Source organism: Nonomuraea cavernae, assembly GCF_014646355.1.
In the GTDB taxonomy this organism is placed as follows: domain Bacteria; phylum Actinomycetota; class Actinomycetes; order Streptosporangiales; family Streptosporangiaceae; genus Nonomuraea; species Nonomuraea cavernae.
This window is the reverse complement of the sequence record NZ_BMNH01000027.1, coordinates 65,398-88,887: the sequence shown is the minus strand read 5'-3', so window position 1 is coordinate 88,887 and position 23,490 is coordinate 65,398. Positions and strand designations below refer to the sequence as shown.

Genomic DNA, 23,490 nt, shown 5'->3' with positions numbered 1-23,490 from the left:
TCTTGTTCGCCGGTTAAGGGGTGACTTTGGAGATGACGGACTCGGCGAACCGCTCCAGGTGCTCGATCTTCTTGCTGAGCGGCTCCGTGTCCGGCCCCTTGATGTACGGGTTCCGGAATCCGACGATGAGGTCGGTGACGCCCTTGTCGGCCAGCCGCCGCACCCCGTCCACCGTGTAGGCGTCGTAGGAGATCGCGTGCACCTCGAAGGGCCGGTCGGCCGTGCCCTCCTCGGCGCGCAGGGCGGCCAGCCTGGCGAGCAGCGGGTCCAGCTCGCCGGGGTCGCCCCCGCCGTGCATCCAGCCGTCGCCGAGGCGGGCGGCCCGGCGCAGCGCCGCGTCGCTGTGCCCGCCGACCAGGACGGGGATCGGCTCGGTGGGGGCCGGTGACATCTTCACCGGCGGCAGGTCGAAGAACTCGCCGTGATACTCGAAGTAGCCGCCGCCCGTCAGGCCGCGGAACACCTCGATGGCCTCGTCCATCCGCTTTCCGCGCCGCGCCCACGGCACCCCCATGACCGCGAAGTCCTCGGGCCACGGGCTGAGCCCGACGCCGAGGCCGAGCCGGTTGCCGGTGAGACAGGCGATCGAGCTCGCCTGCTTGGCGACCAGCACCGGCGGGCGGACCGGCAGCTTGAGCACGAACGGCGTGAACCGGATCGTCGACGTCACCGCCCCCATGGCCGCGACCAGGACGAACGTCTCGATGAAGCTCTTGTCCTCAAGGAAGGCGCGGTCGCCGTCCGCGGTGTACGGATAGCTCGCGTCGGACTCCTTCGGATACACGAGGGAGTCCGCGACGCTGACGCTCGCGTAGCCCGCCGCCTCGGCGGCCCGCGCCAGCGGGAGGTAGTACGACGGATCGGTCATGGCCTCGGCATAGGTGAACCGCATGCGAGGAGCGTAATAGAACCTGTTCCACTACAGAAGGCTCGGGTGGGATCCGGGTCAAACCGGCACGCGCCGCGGAGCGGACCGTGGGTGTCGCGCTACTCCGGAGGCTGCCGGTGTCGCCGGTGTCGGCGGTGTGGTGCAGCATCGAGATCCAGCCGTACGCGCAGAAAGGGGAGATCGCGATGTCGCTCACCAACCAGCAGGTGGCCGGCCATGCCTTTCTCAAGGACCTGTACGAAGACGACTACTACCCGGATCACGTCCTCGACCAGGCGAAGGCGATCCTGCTGAGGCTGTGCGGGCGGATCGAGACCGAGCGGCCGGCGGATCTCGCGGCGCTCTACGCGCTCACCCGGACCGCGACGGAGGAGTTCAACGCCCTGGAGGCGGAGTTCGAGGCGGCCGGCAGTGAGATCGAGACCGTCGCGCGAGAGGTGATCGCCGAGGACTTCTGGTTCGTGGCCTCGGCGTACGGGTTCGCGGAGGCGGACGCGGAGAAGCTGGTCGCCGCCCGCGAGTGGTGACACGGGCGCCGCCCCTCACCTCATGGCGCGGCGGTGGCCACCTTCCTGGTCATCCGCGGTCTCGTCGTCCACCCCGGGTGAGTCAGCGTTCGACCTCGACGTGGTAGCGGCAGGCGTCGTCGCGGTGCGCGCCGTGGATGTCGGTGGCCAGGTCGGGGAACGAACGGTCGAAGTCCTCCAGGGCGTGCAGGAACGTCATCAGCGGGCCGTCGGCGGGCCCGGTGGCCTCGCCGGGGATCAGCATCGGGATCCCCGGCGGGGTGACGACCACCGTGGCGGCGGAGACACGGCCGGGAAGCTCGGCGAGAGGGACGCGTTCCGTGCGCGAGCGGATCAACGCCTGGTAGCTGTCGGCGGGGGTGCGGACAGGCTCGGGGAGGGTGGTGAAGATCTCATCGAGGAGCGCGCCGAGCCCGAGCGCGCGGAGCCTGTCGTGCACGTCGGCGCAGAAGCGGCGCAACGTGGTGGCCGGCGGCCCGAAGCCCGGCAGCACCTCGGCCAGGGGCAGGTCGTCGTCGTAGGCGCGCTTGAAGTCGGTGAGCGCGTCGATCAGCGTGCCCCACTTGCCCTTGGTGATGCCCATCGAGAACAGCACCAGCAGCGTGTGGTCGCCGGTCTTCTCCACGACGATGCCGCGCCGCCGCAGGTAGGTGGCGACGATCCGGGCGGGGATGCCCCAGTCGAGGGTGCCGTCGGTGGCGTCGGCGCCGGGGCAGGTGATCGTCACCTTGATGGGGTCGAGCAGGCAGTAGCCGTCGGTCAGGCCCTGGAAGCCGTGCCAGGCGGCGCCGGGCTCCAGGGTCCAGCAGGCCGGATCGGTGCTCAGCAGCACGGGATCGGCGTCGGCGAACGGGATGGGCCGCCCGGTGCCGGGATCCGTGACCTGCGGGGGCTGCCAGACGCCGAAGTACCACTCGGGCCGCCGGCCGTCCTCCCGGATGCGGGCGGCCAGCCGGACCATGGCCTGGCGGAACCTGACCGCCTCAAGGACGGCCTCACCCGTCAGGTACGCCCCCGACGGGCCGTCCATCATGCCCGCCGCCACGTCCAGCGAGGCGATCATCGGATAGAGCGGCGAGGTGGAACAGTGCATCAGGTACGTCTCGTTGAGCCGCTCGTAGTCCACCGGGGCGCGCTCGGCGGACCGGACGTGCAGCATCGCCGACTGCGACAGGGCCGCCAGGAGCTTGTGCGTGGACTGGGTGGCGAACACGGTGGGGCGACCCGGCCCCGGCAGGGTCCGCTCGTCCACGGCCATCCCGTAGCGGCCGGCGTAGAGCGGGTTGAAGCGGGCGTAGGCGAACCACGCCTCGTCGAAGTGCACCCGGGGGACGCTCTCGCTCAGCAGCTCGGCGACGCGTACGGCGTCGTAGCAGAGCCCGTCGTAGGTGGAGTTGGTGATCACGGCGTAGGACGGGGCGCCGTCGGCGAGGGGGTGGCCGGACAGCCGGGCGCGCAGGGTGCCGGCCCCTAGCGCGGCGGGCGGGATGGGGCCGGCCAGGCCGAGACCGTTGCGTTCGGGCACCAGGTAGACGGGGCGCGCGCCGCTGATGGTCAGCGCGTGCTGGAGTGACTTGTGGCAGTTGCGATCGACCAGGGCGGTCTCGTCACGGGCGACGGCGTGGTGGCCGACGATGCGGTTGGCGGTGGCGTTGCCGTTCATCACGAAGAAGGTGCGGTCGGCACCGAAGACGCGGGCGGCGTTGCGTTCGGCGGCGCCGATCGGGCCGGTGTGGTCCAGCGGCGAGCCGAGCTCGGGGACGGAGATGGACAGGTCGGTGCGCAGCAGGCGCTCACCGTAGAAGTCGAAGAACGCCCGCCCGACCGGCGACTTCAGGAACGCCACGCCGCCCGCGTGCGCCGGGGTGTGCCAGGAATACTGGTGGTGGTCCTGCAGCTTGCGCAGCGCGCGGAAGAACGGCGGGAGCACTCGCTCGGCGTATTCCTCGGTGGCGTGCGCGATGCGGCCGGCGATGAAGTCAGGGGTGTCCTCGAGCGGGAACACGTAGCCCTGGATGACCTCGTACACCCACAGGGGGAGCTCCTGCTCGGCGGTCAGGAGGAAGACCGGCAGGCCGCGGAAGCGCTGGGTGACCGCCCGCAGCACCTGAGGGGCGCCCGGGGTGTCCCAGTCGGCCAGCATCCCCGCCAGCGAGGCGTCCGAGCCGATCACCGCCAGCGCGTCCTCCGTGCGGTGCGTCCAGCGCAACTGAACGCCGAGGTCGTGCATCGCCGCGCGGACGCGGCGGATCTGCTCGGCGAGTGCCGTGTCGGCGTCGGGGCGTTCAGCGACCGCGGCGAGGACCGTTCGTTCCATGCGCACTCCAAGACCGGGGGGACCGTCGATCCGCCCTTTACCCTGAGTCGTTGATCGTCACTCAGGGTGGGCGGGCCCGTCGCCTGCGAAATCACCGTAAAATCGGAGTCGACTTGAGGGTCACGCCGGCCGTGTTCGGCGGGGACGAGTCCGCACCGCGATGCTCCCCGCACCGGCCTGTCGCCGGACAGCGCACAGGGGGCGGGGTGCGTCGGAGCCCTTCCCGGGAGATGACCGGTGGCAGGGATGAGCGGGAGTTCGTGAGGAGTCGGAGATGAGCATGAACGCGACCGGTGGCGAGGGTACCTTCGCCGATCTGGGGCTCCGAGCCGAGCTCCTGGACGTCCTGTCCGCGCTGGGGTACGAAGAGCCCACCCCGATCCAGTGGGAGGCGATCCCACCGTTGGTGCAGGGGCGTGACCTGCTCGGCCAGGCGGCGACGGGCACGGGCAAGACCGCGGCGTTCGCGCTGCCCATGCTGCAGCGCATGTCGCGGCCCGGCGATGGCGCCGGGCCCGTGACGCTGGTGCTCGTGCCCACGCGCGAGCTGGCCATCCAGGTCTCGGAGGCGTTCCATCGCTACGGCCGCGCGCTGGGTGCCCGCGTCCTGCCGATCTACGGCGGTGCGCCCATCGGGCGGCAGTTGCAGGCGCTCAAGCGCGGGGTGGACGTCGTGGTCGCGACCCCGGGCCGGGCCCTCGACCACATCGGCCGCGGCACGCTCGACCTGGAGGGGCTGCGCACGGTCGTGCTGGACGAGGCGGACGAGATGCTCGACATGGGGTTCGCCGACGACATCGAGGCGATCCTCGCGGCGACCCCCGAAAGCCGCCAGACCGTGCTGTTCTCCGCGACGCTTCCGCCGCGCATCGACGGCATCGCCCGCCGTCACCTGAACGACCCGGTGCGGATAGAGATGGGGCACGCGGCGGCGGAGGGCCGCCAGACGACCCCGCTGGTGGAGCAGAGCGCCTACCTGGTCGCCAGGGCGCACAAGCCCGCGGCGCTCGGCCGCCTGCTCGACATCGAGGCGCCGACGGCCGCGATCATCTTCTGCCGCACCCGTGAGGAGGTCGACCAGCTCACCGAGACCATGAACGGCCGCGGCCACCGCGCCGAGGCCCTGCACGGCGGCATGGAGCAGGAGCAGCGCGACCGGGTCATGTCACGCCTGCGGGCCGGGACCGCCGACCTGCTCATCGCGACCGACGTGGCCGCGCGTGGCCTCGACGTCGAACAACTCACCCACGTCGTCAACTACAACGTCCCGTCCGCGCCCGAGGCGTACGTGCACCGCATCGGCCGGGTGGGCCGCGCCGGCCGCGAAGGGGTGGCGCTGACCCTGGTGGAGCCGCGCGAGCACCGCATGCTCAAGGCGATCGAGCGGGTGACCAGACAGCGGATCCCGGTGGAGAGGCTGCCCACCGTCGCCGACCTCCAGGCGCGCCGGATGGAGCTGACCCGTGCCGCGCTGGAGGAATGCCTGCTGCAGGACGACCTGGAGCCCTTCCACGCCGTGGTCGAGTCGCTCACCGACGAGTTCGACCTCATGGAGGTGGCACTCGCCGCCGTCAAGCTGGCGCACGAGGCCAGTGGCGCCACGCTCGACGAGCAGGAGATCCCCGAGATCACCGTGCGGCCCGTGGACAAGCGGCGCGGGCAGCGGGAGGCCGCCCCCGACGGCGAGCGATCCCACCGCGCGCCGGCGGGCGGCATGGAACGCCTCTTCTTCAGCCTGGGCCGCAGCGCGGGCATCAGGCCCCAGGACCTGGTCGGCGCGATAGCCGGCGAGTCCAGCCTGAGCGGGCGCGACATCGGCGCGATCGAGATCGCCGAACGGTTCTCGCTGGTGGAGGTGCCGCAGGCCGCGGCCAACGAGGTGATCGACGCCCTCCGGCGCAGCACGATCAAGGGCAGGAGACCGAACGTCCGCCGTGAGCGTGACCCGCGCGGCAGACGGCAACGATGACGCCCGGGTCGTGGGCGCGCTCGACACCGTCCGCGACGATCCGCTGATGGCCGGGGGCGGGGGCGGCGCGCCGGGCGCCGCCCCGCGATCGACGTGGGCGCGAGGGGTGTCCGCGGTGCTGGCCGTGCTGTCGGTGTCGCTGACCGTGGCCGGCACCGCGATCCAGTCGTCCCTGCCGGACGAGTGGGCGCCGTGGCCGCCCATGGCGCCCGACCACGGCGCGGGCCTGACGTTCCCCCTGATCGGCGCGTTCCTGATCGCGTACCGTCCCCGTCTGAGGCTGGCCTGGCTGATGTGCGCCGGCGGCCTCGGCTGCGCGGTCAACGTGATGATGACCGGGCTGCAGTTCGCGCAGGCGGCGGCGGGCGACCTGGAGAGCGCCGGCTGGCTGCGCGTCCTGGCGATCACGGGCTGGACGGCCGGGGCCTGCACGCTGGGGATCCTCATACCGCTGCTCTCACCGGACGACCGCCTGCCCTCGCGCCGCTGGCTGCCGGTGGCCATCGCCGGTGTGGCGGTGACCCTCGTCGAGGGCGTGCGCAACATCGTGCGGCCGACCCCGCCCGCGAGCACCTACCGCTGGCCGGAGGTCATCCCGAATCCCCTGGCGATCGAGGCCCTGGCCCCCTACCATCCGGCGTTGGCGAGCTCACTGGTCGTGCTGATCAACGCCTGTGTGGTGCTGGCCGTGATCTCTCTGCTGGTACGTCTGCGGCACGCCTCCTCGACGGCGCGCAGGCAGATCGCCTGGCCGCTGAGCGCGTTCGTCGTCTACACGCTGTTCGTGCTGCTCGGCGACGACTACTGGCTGCCGGCCACGATCTGGACCGCGCTGATCGCGGTGGCAATCGCGTTCGCGGTGCTGCAGTACCGCCTGTACGGCATCGACACCGTCATCAGCCGGACCGTCATCGCGGCCGGTCTGATCGCCGCGGTCGGCGCGGTGTACTTCGGCGTCGGCGCCCTGGCCGCGCTGCTGGTGTCGGGCTACGACCAGGTGGCGGGGCTGGCCGCAGCCCTGGTGGCGGGCGCGTGCTTCCAGCCGCTGCGCACCCGTCTGCGCCGCATCACCGACGTGATGCTGTACGGCGAGCACGGCCGGCCCGAGGAACTGGCCAGGAGACTGGCGCGCGAGGCCGGCGAGACCGAGCCGGTCAACGCGCTGGCCGCGGTCACGGCGGTGGTGCACGACGGCCTGGGCGTGACCGGCGTCGTCGTCGAGGCCGGCACGGCGGGCATGCGGGTGGAGCTCGGCCAGGTCGGTCCGGAGCCGCGCGTCGTACCACTGGTGTGGCATGGCGAGCCGGTCGGCCGGATGCTGATCGGGCCGCCCGGCCCGCGCCGCTTCTCCGCCGCCTACACCGAGCGGCTGATCAGGACCGCGACCCTGCACGTCGCGGACGTCGCGCACGCCGTGCTGATGACGGCCGACCTGCAGCGTTCCCGGGAGCGCATCCTGAACGCGCGTGAGGAGGAGCGGCGCCGGCTCCGCCGCGACCTGCACGACGGCCTCGGCCAGGCGCTCACCCACATGTCGATGTCGCTGACCATGGCCCAGCTGCGCCTGCGGGAGATGCCGTCCGCGGCCGACCGGATGCTGCGCGACCTGCGCGGCAGCATGGACACGGTCAGCCAGGAGGTCCGCGAGCTGGTCTACGGCCTGCGCCCGCCCAGCCTGGACGACCTCGGCCTGTTCGGAGCGGTGCGGGCGCTCGCCGAGAAGCCGGGCCCACCCGTCCAGGTCGAGACGGAGGGCGAGACCCGCGACCTGCCGGCGGCGGTGGAGGTGGCGGCGTACCGGATCGCCCAGGAGGCGCTGACCAACGTGCGCAAGCACGCCGACGCCACCCGCACCACCGTCACGCTGGCCTGCTCCGAGGACGCGCTGGTCGTGCGGGTGCGTGACGACGGCAAGGGGCTGCCCCGCCACCGCCGCTCCGGCGTCGGCTTCGCCTCGATGCGCGAGCGCGCGGCCGAGCTGGGCGGCACCTGCCTGATCACCCCGGCCGGCGCCGGCCCGGGGACACAGGTGGAGGCCACGCTGCCGCTTCCCGGGCGCTCGCGGGCAGCGAAGATCACCGGCTCGCCCCGTTCCGGAGCGGCACGGGGATGATCCGGCAGGCTCCGATCCGTTCAGGGCCGGAGCCTTGTCCCTGATGGATGAGCGGTCAGGACAGGTTGCAGGTGGCTGTCGTCATGTACGAGTTGGCCGGCGGGACGCCCACGGCGTTGCCGTAGGCCGGATACTTCCACTGGCACAGCGCCGTCACTGTGATCTGCGTGTCGCTTCTTGGGCAGCGCATGCTGGACCAGCCTCCGGTGTACGAGGCCGAGAACCCCAGCGACTTGCAGTACTCGCTGGCGTCCAGCCACGTCACCGTGCCCGTGGAAGGCTGGACGGACGGTTTGGCGGAGGGCTGCTCGCGGCCGGTCGCCTGGCTGGAGGGCGACCGGCGCGTGGACGTGGGTGTCGCCCTGGGCGTCTTCGGCGCGACGGTGGGGCTGCTGCCCGGCGTCGAGTCGAGGTCGGGGGCGGGCGCGGTCGTCGACTTGCGGGGCCTCTTGGAGGGGGAGGCCGGAACGAGGCCGGTCGCCTTGCCCGGCGTCTTCTCGGCGACCACCTCGTGCGCGGCGGACGCGGACGGGGAGACGGACGCGGACACGGACGCGGTCGTGGACGGGGAGGCCGACGACGGAACCGAGGCGTTCGGCGTCGGTCCCGCCGCAGCCCTCTGCTGCTGTGCGGTGGCGGGCGACAGGGCGTAGACGCCGATGCCGACGCCGGCGGCGATGAACAGGGCGGCTGCCGTCGAAGCGACGGCGAGCGTACGGCGGCCGGCGGATCTCAAGGTGGGGGAGTGTCCAGCGCGGGCGTGGCCGCTGGGGGAGTGCGCGGCGAGGCCGCTGGTGGCGGTGTCCTGCCAGACGGGGACCGGCAGCGCACGGAGGTGTTCGACCACCTGGGCGGCGGTCGGCCGCCGCGCCTGGTCCTTGGCCAGGCACTCCTGCAGCAGCCGCCGCAGCGGCCCCTCGAACGGGCTCAGATCGGGCTCGGTCTGCAGGACCGCGTGCAGCGTGGCGGGGATGCCGTCGCCGTCGAAGGCCCGCCGTCCCGTGGCCGCGTAGTACATGGTCGCGGCCCAGGAGAACAGGTCTGCGGGCGGCCCCACGGCGCCGCCCGCGATCTGCTCGGGCGCCATGTAGGCGGGGCTGCCGATGGGCTGGCTGTTGACGACCGACTGGCTCAGATCCAGGGCCTTGGCGATGCCGAAGTCGATCACCACGGGCCCGTCGGGACCGAGCAGCACGTTGCCCGGCTTGAAGTCCTTGTGCACCACCCCGGCCGCGTGGATCGCGGCCAGCGCCGTCGCGGTGTTGATCGCCAGCCGCTGCAGCGCCGCCGCGCCGCGCGGCCCGTTCTCCTTGACCGACTCCTGCAGGGATGGCCCGTCCACGAACTCACTGACGATGTACGGCCTGGCCCCCACGAAGCCGGAGTCGAGCATCTGCGCCGTGCAGAACGGCGCCACCCGCCTGGCGGTCCGCACCTCGCGCAGGAACCGGGTCCGGGCGCCGTCGTCGGTGATCAGGTGCGAATGCAGCAGCTTGACCGCGACGAGCGCGCCGTCGGGGCCGCGGCCCGCGTAGACCACCCCTTGCCCGCCTGTCCCGAGCCGCCCCACCAGATGGTACGGCCCGACGGCGGCGGGATCTTCCGGAAGCAGAGTCAGTGGTTCGGGCACCGGACCTCCTCGGCATCGTGCCTTCCGGCGTTCAGGACGCCGTCCTCAGGACCGTGACCGGCCGGCCGGGCGGGAGCTGGGCGACCAGCCCCTCGGCGGACGCAGTGATCATGAATACGAAGTAGTCCTCCGCGGTGTGGGCGGGGATGCCGGCGTTGGCCTGCCGCAGGAGCGCGGACTCGGCCATCGCGGCCATCGCGGCCTGCGTCTCCTCTGCGGCCGAGGGGGCGAGGAGGGTCGCCCGCGCCTGCTCGGCCACGGTGGCGCCGATGGCCAGGGCGGCGATCGAGGAGGAGAGCACGACGGCGGCGGGCGGGTCGTACCCGCGCCGGCCCAAGGCGGTGATCTGGTGCTCCAGAAGCCGGATGCCCGACGGTCCGCGCGGGAACAGTCGCTGCATGTACTCCGCCGTGCCCGGATGGCCGAGCGTAAAGCGCCGCAGCTGCGCGGCGAAGCCGACCAGATGGGCGACGGCCGGCTCGGCGGGGTCGTCGACCAGCGTCAGCTTCTCCAGGATCGCCTCGCCGACCAGACGCTCCAGCGCCGAACGGCTCGGCACATGGCGGTAGATCGCCGCTGTCGTGACGCCGAGCGCGTCAGCCACACTCTGCACGCTCAACTCGACGAGGCCGATGCGCGTCCCGGCCTCGATCACGTCACGAAGGGTGAAGCTGGCCGTACGCCCGCCGGTCCTCATGGGATGACCTCCGTAAGTTACGGAGCCTAACTTAGAACCATGATCATCCCCGGCGCAAGCTGTCGCCGATCTTCTTCTGGAAGCATCACCGCCGCGGCACTCCCGGGCCGATCGCGCTCGAGCGCGGGGGTGGCGCCGCTCCGCTTCGAGTGCGAAAGTAGCGCCGCGCACCGCCTCGGCACGAGCAAGGAAGGTGATCGCGTGTCCCAGCCCGGCACGGCCTCCGCCCAGGAGCGGACTCCCGCGTGGCGCTACGCCATCGGGATGTTCGGCACCTCCATCCCGATCAACATGATCAAGGGATCGATGATCCTCTTCTACGTCGACATCCTCGGGCTCGACGTTCGCGCCTACGGCGTGGTCATGGTGGTCTACGCGGTCATCGACGCGCTCGACAACCCGCTGCTCGGCCACCTGTCCGACCGCACCCGCACCCGGTTCGGGCGGCGCCGCCCGTGGCTGCTCGTCGGCGCGCCGATGCTCGTGGCCTGCATGATCGCGTTCTTCTCCGCGCCGGCCTCTCTGCGGGGCATCGGCCTCGTGCTGTGGTTCGCGGTGTTCGCGATCCTGTGCGAGGCGTTCGACTCGATGCTCAACGCCAACTACGGCGCGCTGCTCCCCGAGCTCTACCCGAGGGAGCGCGACCGCGCCGTGGCCAACGGCCTGCGCCAGGGCTTCCAGCTGGTGGCGCTCGTGATCTCGCTCGCGGTCACCCCGCTGCTCACGACCCAGGTGTTCGGCACCGAGGAATCCACCCAGGGCTTCCGGACCACCGCGATCATCTACGGCGCGATCGCGCTCGTCGTGATCGTGTTCATGGCGCTCAGCGCGCGAGAGCGGCCCCGCTACTCCACCCGCGAGCGGCCCCGGCTGCTGCCCAGCGTGCTGTCGATCGTGCGCAACCCGATGTTCTGGACGGTGGGGCTCACCGGCGCCTGTTACGGGGTGGCCATGGCGCTCGTGCTCTCGGGCATCCAGCTGTACGTCCGCTACTCGCTCGGGCTCCCGGTCGGGAACGCGCTCTACCTGCAGGGCATCGTCATCCTCGTCTCGGTGGCCGGCCTCGTGGTGTGGACGCGCGTCGTCGCGCGCCGCGGCGCCCTGTGGACCTGGCGGCTCGCCTTCGCCGTCCTCGCGGTGAGTTTCGCGGCCCTGTTCTTCGCCACCGATCTCGTGACCGCGATCGCCGCCGGGGTGCTCGTCGGGGCCGGCTGGTCGGGCATGCTCGCGACGAACGACCTCATCGTCGCGCGGGTGCTCGACGCCGACGCGGCGCGCAACGGGGAGCACCGCGAAGGGCTCTTCCTGTCCGCGTTCGGCTTCTTCGGCCGGCTCAACGGGATCGTGACCGGGCTCGCGCTCACCTCGCTGGGCGTGTTCTTCGGCTACAACTCGGGCGACGATCCCGGCGCCGACCCCGGGCTCGCCTTCCGGGTGTACTTATGCGTGTACCCGTTCGCGCTGACGGCGATCGGCGCGATCGCGGCGCGACTGGTCTCGGTCCCGATCGAGACGCCGCCCACGGCGGACGAGCCGGGCGAGCCGGACGAACCGGTTGAGCCGGTCGAGCCGCCGCCGGCCGGCCCCGTGGACGAGTCGGCCGTGGAGCGCCCCCGATGACCCGGCGCGTCGTGATCACAGCCGACGATCTCGCCCGCGAACCCGGGACGACGGAGGTCATCGTCGCCCTGCTGGCCGAAGGACAGGTCAGCGCGACGACGCTCATCTGCCTCTCGCCGGACGCGGAGCGAGCCGCGAACCAGGTCCGGGCGCTGGGCGTCGTGCCCCGGCTGCACGTGACGCTCACGAGCGAGCGCGGGCTCCCGCGCTGGCGGCCCCTCGACGGTGCGGCGAGCCTCGTCGATCCGGACGGAACACTCAGTGACGACCCGTTCGTTCTCGGAGCGCGCGGCGAGGCCGAGGACGTCATCCGGGAGGCGGACGCGCAGCTGCGCTGGATGAGCGAGCGGGGCTTCACGCCCGAAGCGGCCGACTCCCACGCGGGCACCCTCTACGGACTGCACGGCCGGTCGTGGCTCGCCGAGGCGCTTGAGTGGTGCGCGCGGCACGGCCTCGCCTTCCGGCTGCCCCGTGACCCGGAGCCGTACTTCGGCGGGCCGCTCCCGCCGCACCTCGCGGCGGCGCACGAGGGCGCCGTCGCCCTGGCCGACGCCCTCGGCGTGTCCATCCCACGGACGATCGCCACCAACCGGCGCGGCGCGCACGAGCTCGGTGGCTACGAGCGGCTGCGGGACGACTATCTCCGCCGGCTCGCGGCCCTGCCCGAGGGCACCAGCGAGTTGTTCCTGCACCCGTCCCGCGAGGACGCGGTCACGGGGCCGGACGGCATCGTGCGGATCTGGGAGGCGCGGCTGCTGCGTGACCCGGTGTGGCACCGAGCCCTCGAGAGCGAGGAGGTCGAGGTCGTCGGCAACTGGTGAACCTCCCGGCGCTCCCGCTCAGACGGGCGGGAGCGCGGCGATTTTCTTAGAGTTGTCACGAAATCTGGCAAAGTTTGTGATATTTGGTCACCAACAGGTTCAGGAAGACCAGAAGGGACGCGTCACGTGCGATCGTCAACTCGGGTGACGGCCATCACCGCCTCGGTGCTGACACTGTTGTCGATGGTGAGCGCGGCCCCCGCCGTCGCGGCGCCGGAGCTGGTGGTGAACGGCACCTTCGCGAACGGCACCGCCCCCTGGTGGAACTCCGCGAACACCTCCGTGGCCGTCGATGCCGGACGGCTGCGCGTCAACGTGACGGGCGGCACGGCCAACCCGTGGGACGCCATGGTGGCCCAGAACGACATCCCCCTGGTCGCGGGCAAGTCCTACACGCTCTCGTTCGACGCCTCGGCCTCCGGTCCGGTCACCGCGGTCACCACGGTGCAGCTCGCGAACTCTCCGTACACCAACACCCTGAACGCGGCGGTCTCGCTGTCCACCACGAGCAAGCGATTCAGCTTCCCCTTCACCTCCGGCCTCGGCACGCCGGCCGGGCAGGTGTCGTTCCAACTCGGCAGGAACGCCGGTTTCAGCATGTACCTGGACAACGTCTCCCTGACCGAGCGGTCGGCGTCCGGGCCGGTCGACATGACCAACGGCTTCTACGTCGACCCCAACTCCAACCCCGCCACCTGGGTGCGGAACAACGCCGGTGACTCCCGCGCGGCGCGCATCCAGTCGTCCATCGCGTCCAAGCCGATGGCCCGCTGGATCGGCAACTGGAGCGGCGACGTCCGCGCCGCCGTCTCCCAGTACGTGGCCGCCGCCGACGCCGCCGACAAGCTGCCGGTCCTGGTGGCGTACAACATCCCCGGCCGGGACGCCTGCGGCGGGCACTCCGGCGGTGGAGCCGGCAGCGAGGCGGAGTACCGGACGTGGATCTCCGCGGTCGCGGCCGGCATCGGCGACCGCCCCGCGGCCGTCATCATCGAGCCCGACTCCCTGGGCGACTTCGCCTGCATGGACGCCGCAGCCATCCAGGCCCGCAACCGCATGCTGACCTACGCGACCGAGCAGCTCCGCACCCAGGCGCCCAACACCTGGGCCTACCTCGACGCCGGTAACGCCGGCTGGGTTCCGGCCGGGACGATGGCGGCGCGGCTGCGGGACGCCGGCGTCGGCAACGTGCGCGGTTTCGCGGTGAACGTCTCCAACTACTACCCGACCGGTCAGTCCGCCACCTACGCCGCCTCGGTCAACGCCTCTCTCGGCGGCGGCGCGAAGTGGGTGATCGACGTCAGCCGCAACGGCAACGGCTCCAACGGCGAGTGGTGCAACCCCGCCGGCCGCAAGATCGGCGTCGCCCCCCAGCTCGGCGGTGACAACGGCACCGAGATGCTGCTGTGGGTGAAGATCCCCGGCGACTCCGACGGCCCCTGCGGCATCGCTCCGGGCACACCCGCCGGCCAGTTCAGCCCGGACCTCGCCATCCGCCTGATCGACGGCACCTGACCCGGCCCTTCCCGCTGACGTGGCCATCCCATCCGGCCCGCGGTGAACGGCAGCGGCGCCGAACCGGAAAGCGCGCCATCGGACATCGATGGCGCGCCCCGGCCCGGGCGCTGCCTGCCGATTCCGGGCACCGGTCCTCTCCCGGCCACCTGGAGAACCTCGCGGCGAACGATCTCAGTCCCTCACCGAGGTGAGCGTCGACAGCCGCCATACCAGACGGGGCAACAAGGTGTCGATCAAGGTGCCTGCGTCCATGAGCCGACGGTGGACGACCGTGCGCGACGCACGCCGTCGTTTGCGCCCGGATAGTTCACTTCCCGCGGCCGAAAAGGCCTAGCGCACCGTTTTTGCTGGACCACGGACACCAGCCGCTCTGATCGTGGATCTTGACTGGGCTGGTTCTCCTGTGGATTGATCAATGCGGCGTTGTCAGACTTTTCTCCCCGACCGAGCGGAGTGCATGTGCGCCCATTATCACCAGAACGCGTTATTGCCGTCCGGCCACTCGTCACCCGGCTCACCCGGAGGTTGCTGGCCTTCGGCGGTGCCCTGACCGTCGCGGCCACTCTTGTCGTCGCCCAGGCGCCTCAGGCGTCCGCCGCCGACTCCACGACGTATCTCAACGGTGCCACTGTCGGCGGTGACGTGGCCGCGGGTGCCGGAAAGGTGTTCGTCGCCGCGAACGACCGCATCATCGTCGCGAACGCCGGCGGCGAACTCACTGGTGCCATCACCGGCCTGTCCGGTGTGGTGGGACTTGCCATGACGCCGGACGGCACCCGCCTCTACTCGGCTCTGAGCGGCTCGATGCAGGTAGCCGAAATCGATACCGCTGATCTCAGCATCATCCGGCGGATCGACCTGGCCGGATTTCCGTGCCCGTCGAACCTGGCACTGTCGGGCGACCGGCTGTGGGTCGGGTACGGCTGCCGCTTCACCTGGGGCGGCGGCATTCTCGGCCTCGACCTGACGGCGACGGCACCACAGCCGATCGCCGTCGGGAACAACACATCCAGCGCCCCGCTGGTGGCCGCGGCGGGAGACACGTTGCTGGCCGGTGATCCGGACATCATGCCCGCCGACCTGATGGTGTACGACGTGAGCGCCACCCCTGCGACTCTGCGCGGTGTGATCGCTGGCCTGCCCAGCCTGGGCGACCTCGCTGCCACGCCGGACGGCTCCATGGCCATCACCGTGGTGGGTGGCGGAAAGCAGTATGACGTCTGGGACACCACCAGTCTGACCAAGGCCCGCTCCTATGGCGCGGACCCTGCCATGGGTGCCACGCGAGCCGTCGCTGTGAGCCCGGATGGTGTTCATCTCGCCGGCGGTCGGTCGGGCGATCCGCGACTCACCCTGTACGACACGGCGACAGGGACGAGGACCTACACCAACGACGACCCGGTCGGTGAGCTGGTCCCGGGGAGCCTCACATTCTCGGGCACCGATGTCTATGGTGTGCTGAAGGAGCGGAACAGCAACGGGCGGCTCCACCTGTGGCGGCTGCACGGTGCCACGCTTCCGGCCTCCACGCTGACTTTGACGCCTCCACCGACGCCGGCGACCGTGCTTCAGCCGCTCAGCATGACGGGCCGGCTCACGTTGTCCGACGAGTCCGCTCCGGGTGCCCAGTCGCTCATGGTGATCCGCCGAGTCCCCTATCGAGCCGATGAGACGCTCCCCGGGGTGACGACCGCGGCAGACGGTACGTTCACCGTCACCGATACTCCACCGTTCGCCGGAGACATAAGTTATGACGTGGTTTGGGACGGTGGCCCGGATGCCCGGTGGAGCCGAGCCTCGGTGACCGTGCCGGTGGAGTTCATCCAATCGTCGCTCACCCTGTCCGGGCCAGGGGAGGGCATCGCCGGCCAAGAGCTTCAGTTCAGCGGCACATTCGAGATCGGCGACCAGCCTGCTCCGCCAGGCTCCTGGCTCTGGGTGGATCGCATCGTTCATATCCCGGGCGGCACCGCTGCCATCACGCTGCCCGGAGTGACGACCGCCAGTGACGGGTCGTTCAGCTTCACCGACACCCCCGCCGACGCCGGCCAGTACACCTACATTGTCCGCGCGGACGAAAGCGTCGTGTCTTCCGCGACGGAGGCGAGACACAACGTCACCGTGACAAACGGCGACTCCCCGCTCCTGTAGCGCGCCTCTACGCACAGATCGGCCACACCCTGGCGCGGCTCGGCGGGAACGGACCGGTGGCGAACACCGCTACCGCGCCCGGGCCCGCCGAGCCGTCGCCGGCGTCTCCGCCGTCAACCGGACGGGTAGATCCTGTGGATCATGGTTGGAAGACGGCGCGAACGCAGCCGTCCTGTTTCTTCTTGAACAGCTCGTAGCCCTTCGGGCCGTCCGCCAGGCTCATGGGATGGGTGAGCAGGGGAGAGGCGTCGATCTCGCCCTTGCTCATCCGGTCGAGGATCATCGGGATGTAGCGGTGACCGTGCTGCTGGCCGCTGCGCAGCGTGAGTTTGGGCGCCGGTGCCGTGTGGCCGCGATCTCGCTGCCCTCGCCCGCCGGGAGCCCGGGTGACGCGCTGCCGCGCGCGCTGGAGCCGATACGGTGCGGCTGCCCGCCACCGGCATCAGCAGACGGTGTGCGACGGTTGCCCGAGGAGAGACTCATCCTCGGCTGAACCGCGCGGTCCCGAGGCGGCCGAGGAGCGCGGGCAGCAGGGCGGGATCCTCGTGCGGGCCGAGGAGCGCGGGCAGCAGGGCGGGATCCTCGTGCGGGCCGAGATGCCCCAGGCCGTCGTCCAGGAGTCCAACCGCTCCCGGCACCAGTCACGGATCTGCCGCTCACCGGCGGGGGAGGTGTAGATGGTCGAGGAGGTCACGGGAGAGCCTTTCGCGGGGGACATCGGGTCCAAGCGCCGACCAGGCTTCCCGGCTCACCAGCCACACAAGGCACGCCTGTCATCGGCGCGCCCGCAGCGTTCCGCCATCCTGGCGAAGATCACCGCCTGCCGCAACGACTCCCGCCCACGCCCGTCCTGGAGCACCCCGCAAAGAACTTCGCCGTGCCATCAACGTTCGAGCCATCGCTACTCTGGCCGTCATGTACGCGCGCCTGAACCAGATCGTGGTGGATTGCCGGGATCCGCGAAGCCTGGTGCGCTTCTGGGCCGCCCTCCTCGGCGGAGACCCGGTGGATCGGGCCCGTGGCTGGTCGCATGTCGAACCGCCGGGGGGCGTACGGCTGGCGTTCCAGCCGGTAGCAGAGGACAAAGCCGTGAAGAACCGGCTGCACCTGGACATCGAAGTCGACGCGATCGAGCCGGCCACCACCCACGCGCTGCGACTGGGCGCCACGCGGATCGGGGAGACCGTCACGGACGATCAAGGTTCCTTCCAGGTCATGGCCGACCCGGAAGGCAACGAGTTCTGCTTCGTCGGTGATTGAGCCGCCGCCGCGGTACGGCTGGCGCGTGACGGGCACCGCCACGTCACGAGGGATGTCGAGAACGGCCGGGCGGCTCCGTCCCAGGAGCGGACGCGGTCACCGTGGCCGCACCACACCAAGGAGACCCAGCATGACGATCCAGCGGATGGACAACGTCCTCATCGTTGTCGAGGACCTCGACGCTGTCATCTCGTTCTTCGTCGAACTCGGCATGGAACTGGAGAGCAGGATGCCGATCGAGGGACGTTGGGTGGAACGTGTCATCGGCATCGACGACGTCCGGCAGGACATCGCGATGCTGCGGACCCCGGACGGCCACAGCCGAATCGAGCTGGCGATGTTCCACACGCCGAACGCGATCAGCGCCGAGCCGAAGGACGCGCCGGCGAACACGCTGGGCATTCGTCGCATCATGTTCGCCGTCGACGACGTCGAGGACGTCGTCGCCCGTCTGCGCGCCCACGGCGCCGAACTCGTCGGCGAGCTGGCGCAGTACGAGGACAGCTATCGGCTCTGCTACCTCCGCGGCCCCGAGGGCATCATCGTCGGACTGGCCCAACAGCTCAGCTGAAGGCCGCCGAAGAGACCGTGACCTCAGGAACCATCCGGACCGCAACCGGGGTCACCGTCTCACGGCGATGGGCCGACTATCGTGATCGGCCATGAAAGCCCTCATCGTCGGCGGCAGCGGCTTCCTCGGCAGAACACTCGCTCGGCGATGCCTGGCGGCAGGGTACGAGGTCGCCGCGACCTGTCTGACGCGTCCGGGCGAGATCGCGGGCGTCACCTGGTCGCCCCTCGATGTGCGTCGCCAGGAGGAGGTCCGCACGCTGATCAGCTCCCTGCGCCCGGAGCTGATCATCAACACGGCCTACCGTCAGACCGATTGGACGACCACCGCGGTCGGCGCGGCGAACGTGGCCCTCGCGGCCTCGGTGGTGGACGCGCGCCTGGTCCAGGTGTCGAGCGACGCGGTCTTCTCCGGCGCCGGCGTTCGCTATGACGAGACCTGCGTCCCGGATCCGATCACGCCGTACGGAGCGGCGAAGGCAGCCGCCGAGACGGCGGCGATCGCGATCTCGCCCACCGCGGTCATCGTCCGGACGTCGCTCATCATCGGCGACGGGGAGTCCTCGCACGAAGCTCGGGTGCACGCGCTGGCCACCCGTAGGTCGAGCGGAGTGCTGTTCGCGGACGATGTGCGGTGCCCGGTCCACGTCGCTGACCTCGCCGCTGCTCTCCTGGAACTCGCCGTATCCGAGCATCGCGGTGTCCACCACGTCGCCGGAGCCGATGCCGTGAGCCGCTACGAGCTAGGGCTGCTCATAGCCCAACGCGACGGACTCGATGGCGGGCTCTTGCCGACCGGGCGGCGGGCGGACACGGGCTTGCCCGGCCCCTTGGACGTGCGCTTGGAGTGCGCCATGACGCAGCGGCGGCTGCGGACCAGGCTGCGCGGTGCGCGGGAGTTTCTCGGGTGACGGCCGGCCGTCGCCTCGTCCCTCGGTGGATCGAGCGGAGCCCGCAATGCACCCCACAACCGATCCACGAACCAGGAGCGACACCATGAGATGGGACAACCACCGCGTCGTCATCACGGCCGCCGGCCGCGACTTCGGGCGAACCCTGGCCATCCGCCTCGCGGACCTCGGCGCCGAGATCTTCCTCTCGGCGCGCGAACTCGCCGCCGCTCAACGAGTCCGCGACGAGATTCGCAACCGCGGCCATCAGCGGGTGCACGCCTTCGCCTGCGACCTGACGGACCCCTCCTCGGTCCGCGACTTCGCTTCCAGCGTCGCGGAACACACGGACCGCGTCGACGTACTCATCAACAACGGCTCTCGCTACCTCGCAGGGCCGGACCTGCTGTCCGCGACCGACGCCGACATTGTCGACACCATCGCCTCTGGCGCCACTGGCACGGTCCTGACCACGAAGAGCTTCCTCCCTCTCCTGCGCAACTCGGAGATGCCAGATGTCGTGACGATGGTCTCCGCCTGCGGAACACCGGGCCACCACCGGTCGGACGCGCACGACGCCTTCTACGCGGCCAAGAGCGCCCAGGCGGGGTTCGCCGAGATCCTCTCCAAGCGCCTGCGTCCTCAAGGGGTCCGGGTGATCTCGCTCTACCCGCCCGACTTCGACAACGCCGACCCGCTGTCCGAGGAGTGGAAGACCACCTCACGCGAGGCCAAGGACGCCCTCACCGCGCACTCGCTCGTGGAGTGCATCCTCTTCGCCGTCGCCCAGCCCCGCGACTGCTTCATCAAAGCGTTCCACTTCGAACAGGTCTGACCCCCTCGCAGGCCGACGCACGACGGCTGATGCCAGGTCCGGCAGGCCACCGCCGTTCAGGACCACCGGCATTCAGGCAGCCCGCAAAAATGTCGTGCGATGTCAGAATCGCCCCACTAACATCCGCCCCCATGAGCATTCCTCGTGTACGTCCGCCCTTCGTCGCCGACGAACGCACCCAACTCGTCGGCTGGCTCGACATGCAGCGCGCGATCGTCCCATGGAAGTGCGAAGGGCTGTCGGAGGAGGACGCCTACCGGCCGGTGCTGCCCACCTCGCCGCTCATGACCATGGCGGGCCTGGTGTCGCACCTGCGCTGGACCGAGCACTGCTGGTTCGAGGTGCTCTTCCTGGGGCGCTCCGCCGACGGCAACCCGCAGTTCGACGAGAGCGTGGAGAACGCCGACATGCGGCTCGAGGGCGTCCCGCTGGCGCAACTCCTCGACGAGTACGAGCGCCAGTGCCAGATCTCGAACGAAATCGTCGCCGCCCACTCGCTGGACGACGTGGGCAAGCACCCCGACTACCGCTCGGGCGCGGCAAGCCTGCGCTGGATACTCATCCACATGGTCGAGGAGACCGGCAGGCACGCCGGTCACCTGGACGTCATCAGGGAGCTGGTCGACGGCGCGAAGGGCTACTACTGACCGCCCGCCGCAGAGCGTTCGCGGGTCGTCGAGCGGCCAGGCGCAGGTGCTCCAGCTCCATGCCTCGGGTGCGGCTCCCAGATGGCCCCTTCGCTACAGCGCGGCGGGCAGCGGGCAGGTCTGGCCGCGTTCGAGGTAGCGGATCCGGTCGGCCAGCCCGGCGCGTTCCATGTGCCGCTGGAAGTCCTCCAGCGGCGAGGTGAAGACGTCGTAGTCGTCGTAGTGCACGGGGATCACCGCGCGTGGGTTGATGAGCCGGACCCAGCGGGCGCCCTGCTCGCCGTCCATGGTGACCAACAGCATGCCGAGGAGCTTGGTGCCGCCCAGATGCACGATCGCCAGGTCGATGTCCGGGAACCGGGTGGTGATCCGTCCGAGCCGCCGGTCCAGCAGGGTGTCTCCGCTGACGTGGATGCGCAGGTCGACCAGACCGTCGGCGCCCGTGAACTCCAGCATGCCGCCCATCACGGGTGGCAGCAGCGCCTGGGCGAGATCGGGCGCGTGACGGGCGGGCAGGGCGGTGATCTTGACTGAGCGGCCGTCCTTGTGCAGCTCGTGGTCGCGCCAGGCGGGCAACCCGATCGCGTTCCGGAATCCCTGACGGCGCAGCCGCCGGGCGGCGTGCTGGGTGGAGATGACGGGGAGCTCCTTGTCGAGCCCGTTCCTAGCCACCCGGTCCCAGTGGTCACCGTGCATGTGCGAGAGCACCACGGCGTCCAGCGGGGGCAACTGGCTGACGTCGAGTGCCGGGTCTTTGAGGCGGCGTGAGGTGAGACCGTAGCCTAGGTAGGCCCGCTGGCCGCGATGCAGGAAGTTGGGGTCGGTCAGCAGCGTGAACCCCTGGTGCCGGATCAGCGTGGTGGCGTTGCCGATGAACAGCACACCGGACTCGTCCTGGCCGCCCGTCATCGTCGCCCCTGGAACGTCCAGGTCTGCTTGTCGGCCTCGCGGGCCACGGTGATGAGGACGTCCGGGGCAACGCGATCGGCCTCGGCGCCCGCGGTGATCCGCCGGCGCGGCGCCTCGCCGGTGCTCTTACGCTCGGTGTCCCCCAGGACGCCCGTGATGGCAGACATGGTGGCGGCGTTTCCTTTCTCGGCAGGGAGCCGTGTCCCTACCCACCTCGCCGCCCGCGAACCTCCGATGATCAACGGCCTGGCGGCGGCGTGGCCGGTGTAGGTTGTACCAGTCCTCGGGTCCTCGAAGTCCGCTCTCCACGGGCGCGCCTGAGTTGTGATCATCGGGACAGGTGATCGATTACCTTGGTCTCCAGCCGGTCACGGCCTGCCCGGTGTCGTCACTGCAGGCCCTGCAGCCCTACTGTAAGCGTGTGCTGCGGACCGGTACCCTGGCGGTTGTCGCGCTCGGGCCGCCCCCTTCGCCGACGGTCCGTCTAGAGGAGAAATGGATGTCAAACGAGATCGCGGAGCCACTGGACGTCGCGGAGATAGGCCGGCGACTGCGCGAGGCCAGAGCGTCCCGGAACCTGTCCCTGGACGTCGTCTCCGCCGAATGCGGGATCAGCCCGAGCCTGCTCAGCCAGGTCGAGCGCGGGAAGGTGACCCCGTCGCTGGCCACGCTGCACAGCATCACCCAGGTGCTCAACATCGCGATGTTCGACCTGTTCGGTTCCCCGGCCGACCGGCCGGCCCTGATCCGGGAGGGCTCCCGCAACGTCATCCGCCCGCCGGACAGCGGCGGGGTGTCCTACGAGCTGCTCTCGTCGGGGCAACTGCGCAACCTGCAGATGATCGAGATGCACCTGAGCGCGGAGACTGGCAGGTTCAACCACGCCCTGTCCCACGCGGGCGAGGAATGCCTGATCGTCAGGCGCGGCTCGGCCCTGATCAAGGTCGGCACCGAGGAGCTGACGCTGAGCGCGGGCGACTCGCTCTCCTATGTCGCCCGGCTGCCTCACCAGTTCCGGGGGCTGGAGGACGACACGCGGCTGATCATCTCCATGACGCCTCCGGCGTTCTGAGGGGCGCCGCCTCAGTCGACCAGGGCCTGCACCTCGATCTCGACGTCCATGCCGGGGTAGGCCAGCACCGGCAGGGGCACCGGTACGAGAGCGGGGGAGGAGTCGCCGAAGAACGCGCCGACCTCGGAGCGGAGAGCGGCCAGCTTGCCGGGGCCGCTGCCGGCGTCGGCGGCCACGAAGGCGGTGAGGCGCCGGACCGCGGACCGTGGCACGTCGAGTTCGTCCAGCACCCGCGCGATGTAGTCGAGCGACCGGCGCACCTGCGCGGGGAAGTCGCCGATGTCCAGCGAGCGGGCACGCTCGTCGAGGGGGACCTGCCCGCCGATGAAGGCCAGGCCACCCGAGCGGTTCCCGTGCTTGTACGGCAGATGGAACGGCCAGTCCCAGTGGCCCTCCGGCCAGGAGTGCCGGCGGGCCGGACGGGCGCCCCGCAGCGCCAGCACCTGCATGGCGATCAGCACGTCGGGGTCGTCGAACCGGGGCACCGGGATCCCCGTCGTCGCCGGCCCTGGTTCGGTGAAGTAGCCGGCGCGGACGCGCGCGGCGACGGCCCAGTCCTCCTGGGTCCCCTCGCCGCGGTAGAAGATGTTGAACTTCACCACGTCGTCGGCGTCCAGCCCCTGCTCGGCGAGGAGATCCTGGACGGTCCGCAGGACGGCGTGGGACTGCTCGACGATGTCCCCGGCCTCCGGCGCCGTGAGCAGCCGGGTCGCCACCGCCGGGCCTCCGGCCGCGTACCGTCCGCCCGCCTCGCGGGCAGCGGTCACGCCGGAGGGCAGGGCCGTGGCCTGCACCTGGGTCAGGTCCCCGCCGAGCACTCCGACGGAGGCCGGGATCGCCGACACCGGGAGGGTGCCGTCGGGGTTCAGCTCCCGTACCGTCTCCCGTGCCTGCTCGGCGCTGAGCCGCGCGTGGTCGTAGAACACCTCGACGGCGAGCAGTTCCTCGGGGCGGACGCCCTGCCCGGAGAGGGTCGCCGCGGCCGTGGGGCCGGGACCGGCGTCGAGGAAACGCAGGACGGGAGTAGTAGCAGGCATATCGGGACTCGCGATCGG

22 protein-coding genes are annotated in these 23,490 nt (G+C 70.9%); 13 read left to right on the top strand and 9 right to left on the bottom strand.

The annotated features are described in order from the left end of the window. Positions 1-13 precede the first annotated feature (13 nt). Complete coding sequence (locus IEY82_RS31080) at positions 14-892, bottom strand: TIGR03619 family F420-dependent LLM class oxidoreductase (RefSeq protein ID WP_189127820.1); 879 nt, start codon at positions 890-892, stop codon at positions 14-16. Between the two features lie 83 nt (positions 893-975). Between IEY82_RS31080 and IEY82_RS31075 the strand changes: the two genes are divergently transcribed. After that, the gene (locus IEY82_RS31075) at positions 976-1,416 is read left to right on the top strand and encodes a DUF5713 family protein (RefSeq protein WP_225263160.1); all 441 of its coding nucleotides are present in this window, start codon (positions 976-978) and stop codon (positions 1,414-1,416) included. Between the two features lie 82 nt (positions 1,417-1,498). Here IEY82_RS31075 and IEY82_RS31070 read toward each other — a convergent pair whose 3' ends face one another. Beyond that, entirely contained in the window at positions 1,499-3,733 is a 2,235-nt protein-coding gene (locus tag IEY82_RS31070; protein WP_189127819.1) for an Orn/Lys/Arg family decarboxylase, read from the bottom strand. A 274-nt stretch (positions 3,734-4,007) separates the two neighbouring features. Here IEY82_RS31070 and IEY82_RS31065 point away from each other — a divergent pair, with 274 nt between their 5' ends. Beyond that, positions 4,008-5,702 carry a DEAD/DEAH box helicase gene (locus IEY82_RS31065; RefSeq protein ID WP_189127818.1) on the top strand — a complete coding sequence of 565 codons (1,695 nt, stop codon included), beginning with the start codon at positions 4,008-4,010 and terminating at the stop codon, positions 5,700-5,702. Next, on the top strand, positions 5,668-7,815 hold the full coding sequence (locus tag IEY82_RS31060; protein ID WP_189127817.1) for a sensor histidine kinase: 2,148 nt from the start codon (positions 5,668-5,670) through the stop codon (positions 7,813-7,815). Before IEY82_RS31065 ends, IEY82_RS31060 begins: the two co-directional genes overlap by 35 nt. Positions 7,816-7,870: 55 nt before the next feature. Here the strand turns inward: IEY82_RS31060 and IEY82_RS31055 are convergent, their stop codons facing one another. Both IEY82_RS31055 and IEY82_RS31050 read right to left on the bottom strand, forming a co-directional pair. Then, positions 7,871-9,445, bottom strand: a complete 1,575-nt coding sequence (locus tag IEY82_RS31055) for a serine/threonine protein kinase (RefSeq protein ID WP_189127816.1) — start codon at positions 9,443-9,445, stop codon at positions 7,871-7,873. A gap of 31 nt (positions 9,446-9,476) precedes the next feature. Next, entirely contained in the window at positions 9,477-10,142 is a 666-nt protein-coding gene (locus IEY82_RS31050) for a TetR/AcrR family transcriptional regulator (RefSeq protein WP_189127815.1), read from the bottom strand. 201 nt (positions 10,143-10,343) lie between these two features. Between IEY82_RS31050 and IEY82_RS31045 the strand changes: the two genes are divergently transcribed. The 4 genes from IEY82_RS31045 (at position 10,344) to IEY82_RS31030 (ending at position 16,252) form a co-directional block, all read left to right on the top strand. Beyond that, a complete protein-coding gene (locus IEY82_RS31045) occupies positions 10,344-11,762 on the top strand; it encodes an MFS transporter (RefSeq protein ID WP_189127814.1) in 1,419 nt (472 codons plus the stop codon). After that, positions 11,759-12,583: a carbohydrate deacetylase gene (locus IEY82_RS31040; protein WP_189127813.1), complete on the top strand. Its 825-nt coding sequence runs from the start codon at positions 11,759-11,761 to the stop codon at positions 12,581-12,583. The genes IEY82_RS31045 and IEY82_RS31040 overlap by 4 nt, the downstream gene beginning before the upstream one ends. A 126-nt stretch (positions 12,584-12,709) precedes the next feature. Then, the gene (locus IEY82_RS31035; RefSeq protein ID WP_225263162.1) at positions 12,710-14,098 is read left to right on the top strand and encodes a glycoside hydrolase family 6 protein; all 1,389 of its coding nucleotides are present in this window, start codon (positions 12,710-12,712) and stop codon (positions 14,096-14,098) included. A gap of 528 nt (positions 14,099-14,626) precedes the next feature. Further along, a complete protein-coding gene (locus IEY82_RS31030) occupies positions 14,627-16,252 on the top strand; it encodes a WD40 repeat domain-containing protein (RefSeq protein WP_189127812.1) in 1,626 nt (541 codons plus the stop codon). A 139-nt stretch (positions 16,253-16,391) separates the two neighbouring features. On the opposite strand, the gene IEY82_RS40005 is transcribed toward IEY82_RS31030, so the two are convergent. Further along, complete coding sequence (locus IEY82_RS40005) at positions 16,392-16,520, bottom strand: hypothetical protein (protein WP_263648108.1); 129 nt, start codon at positions 16,518-16,520, stop codon at positions 16,392-16,394. A 211-nt stretch (positions 16,521-16,731) separates the two neighbouring features. Further along, complete coding sequence (locus IEY82_RS31025; RefSeq protein WP_189127811.1) at positions 16,732-16,890, bottom strand: hypothetical protein; 159 nt, start codon at positions 16,888-16,890, stop codon at positions 16,732-16,734. Between the two features lie 277 nt (positions 16,891-17,167). Here IEY82_RS31025 and IEY82_RS31020 point away from each other — a divergent pair, with 277 nt between their 5' ends. From IEY82_RS31020 to IEY82_RS31000, 5 genes are all read left to right on the top strand, one after another. Next, complete coding sequence (locus tag IEY82_RS31020; RefSeq protein ID WP_189127810.1) at positions 17,168-17,512, top strand: VOC family protein; 345 nt, start codon at positions 17,168-17,170, stop codon at positions 17,510-17,512. 145 nt (positions 17,513-17,657) lie between these two features. Then, complete coding sequence (locus IEY82_RS31015) at positions 17,658-18,083, top strand: VOC family protein (protein WP_225263186.1); 426 nt, start codon at positions 17,658-17,660, stop codon at positions 18,081-18,083. 91 nt (positions 18,084-18,174) lie between these two features. After that, the gene (locus IEY82_RS31010) at positions 18,175-18,993 is read left to right on the top strand and encodes an SDR family oxidoreductase (RefSeq protein WP_189127808.1); all 819 of its coding nucleotides are present in this window, start codon (positions 18,175-18,177) and stop codon (positions 18,991-18,993) included. Positions 18,994-19,078: 85 nt separating this feature from the next. Beyond that, positions 19,079-19,807, top strand: coding sequence for an SDR family oxidoreductase (locus tag IEY82_RS31005; protein WP_189127807.1), 729 nt, complete (start codon positions 19,079-19,081; stop codon positions 19,805-19,807). Positions 19,808-19,938: 131 nt separating this feature from the next. Then, the gene (locus tag IEY82_RS31000; protein ID WP_189127806.1) at positions 19,939-20,454 is read left to right on the top strand and encodes a DinB family protein; all 516 of its coding nucleotides are present in this window, start codon (positions 19,939-19,941) and stop codon (positions 20,452-20,454) included. A gap of 93 nt (positions 20,455-20,547) precedes the next feature. On the opposite strand, the gene IEY82_RS30995 is transcribed toward IEY82_RS31000, so the two are convergent. Next, positions 20,548-21,363, bottom strand: coding sequence for an MBL fold metallo-hydrolase (locus IEY82_RS30995; protein WP_189127805.1), 816 nt, complete (start codon positions 21,361-21,363; stop codon positions 20,548-20,550). Further along, positions 21,360-21,530 carry a hypothetical protein gene (locus IEY82_RS30990; protein ID WP_189127804.1) on the bottom strand — a complete coding sequence of 57 codons (171 nt, stop codon included), beginning with the start codon at positions 21,528-21,530 and terminating at the stop codon, positions 21,360-21,362. Before IEY82_RS30990 ends, IEY82_RS30995 begins: the two co-directional genes overlap by 4 nt. A 332-nt stretch (positions 21,531-21,862) precedes the next feature. On the opposite strand from IEY82_RS30990, the gene IEY82_RS30985 reads away from it, so the two are divergent. Further along, positions 21,863-22,435, top strand: a complete 573-nt coding sequence (locus IEY82_RS30985) for a helix-turn-helix domain-containing protein (protein ID WP_189127803.1) — start codon at positions 21,863-21,865, stop codon at positions 22,433-22,435. 11 nt (positions 22,436-22,446) lie between these two features. On the opposite strand, the gene IEY82_RS30980 is transcribed toward IEY82_RS30985, so the two are convergent. Next, on the bottom strand, positions 22,447-23,472 hold the full coding sequence (locus tag IEY82_RS30980; RefSeq protein WP_189127802.1) for a RidA family protein: 1,026 nt from the start codon (positions 23,470-23,472) through the stop codon (positions 22,447-22,449). Between the last annotated feature and the right edge of the window lie 18 nt (positions 23,473-23,490).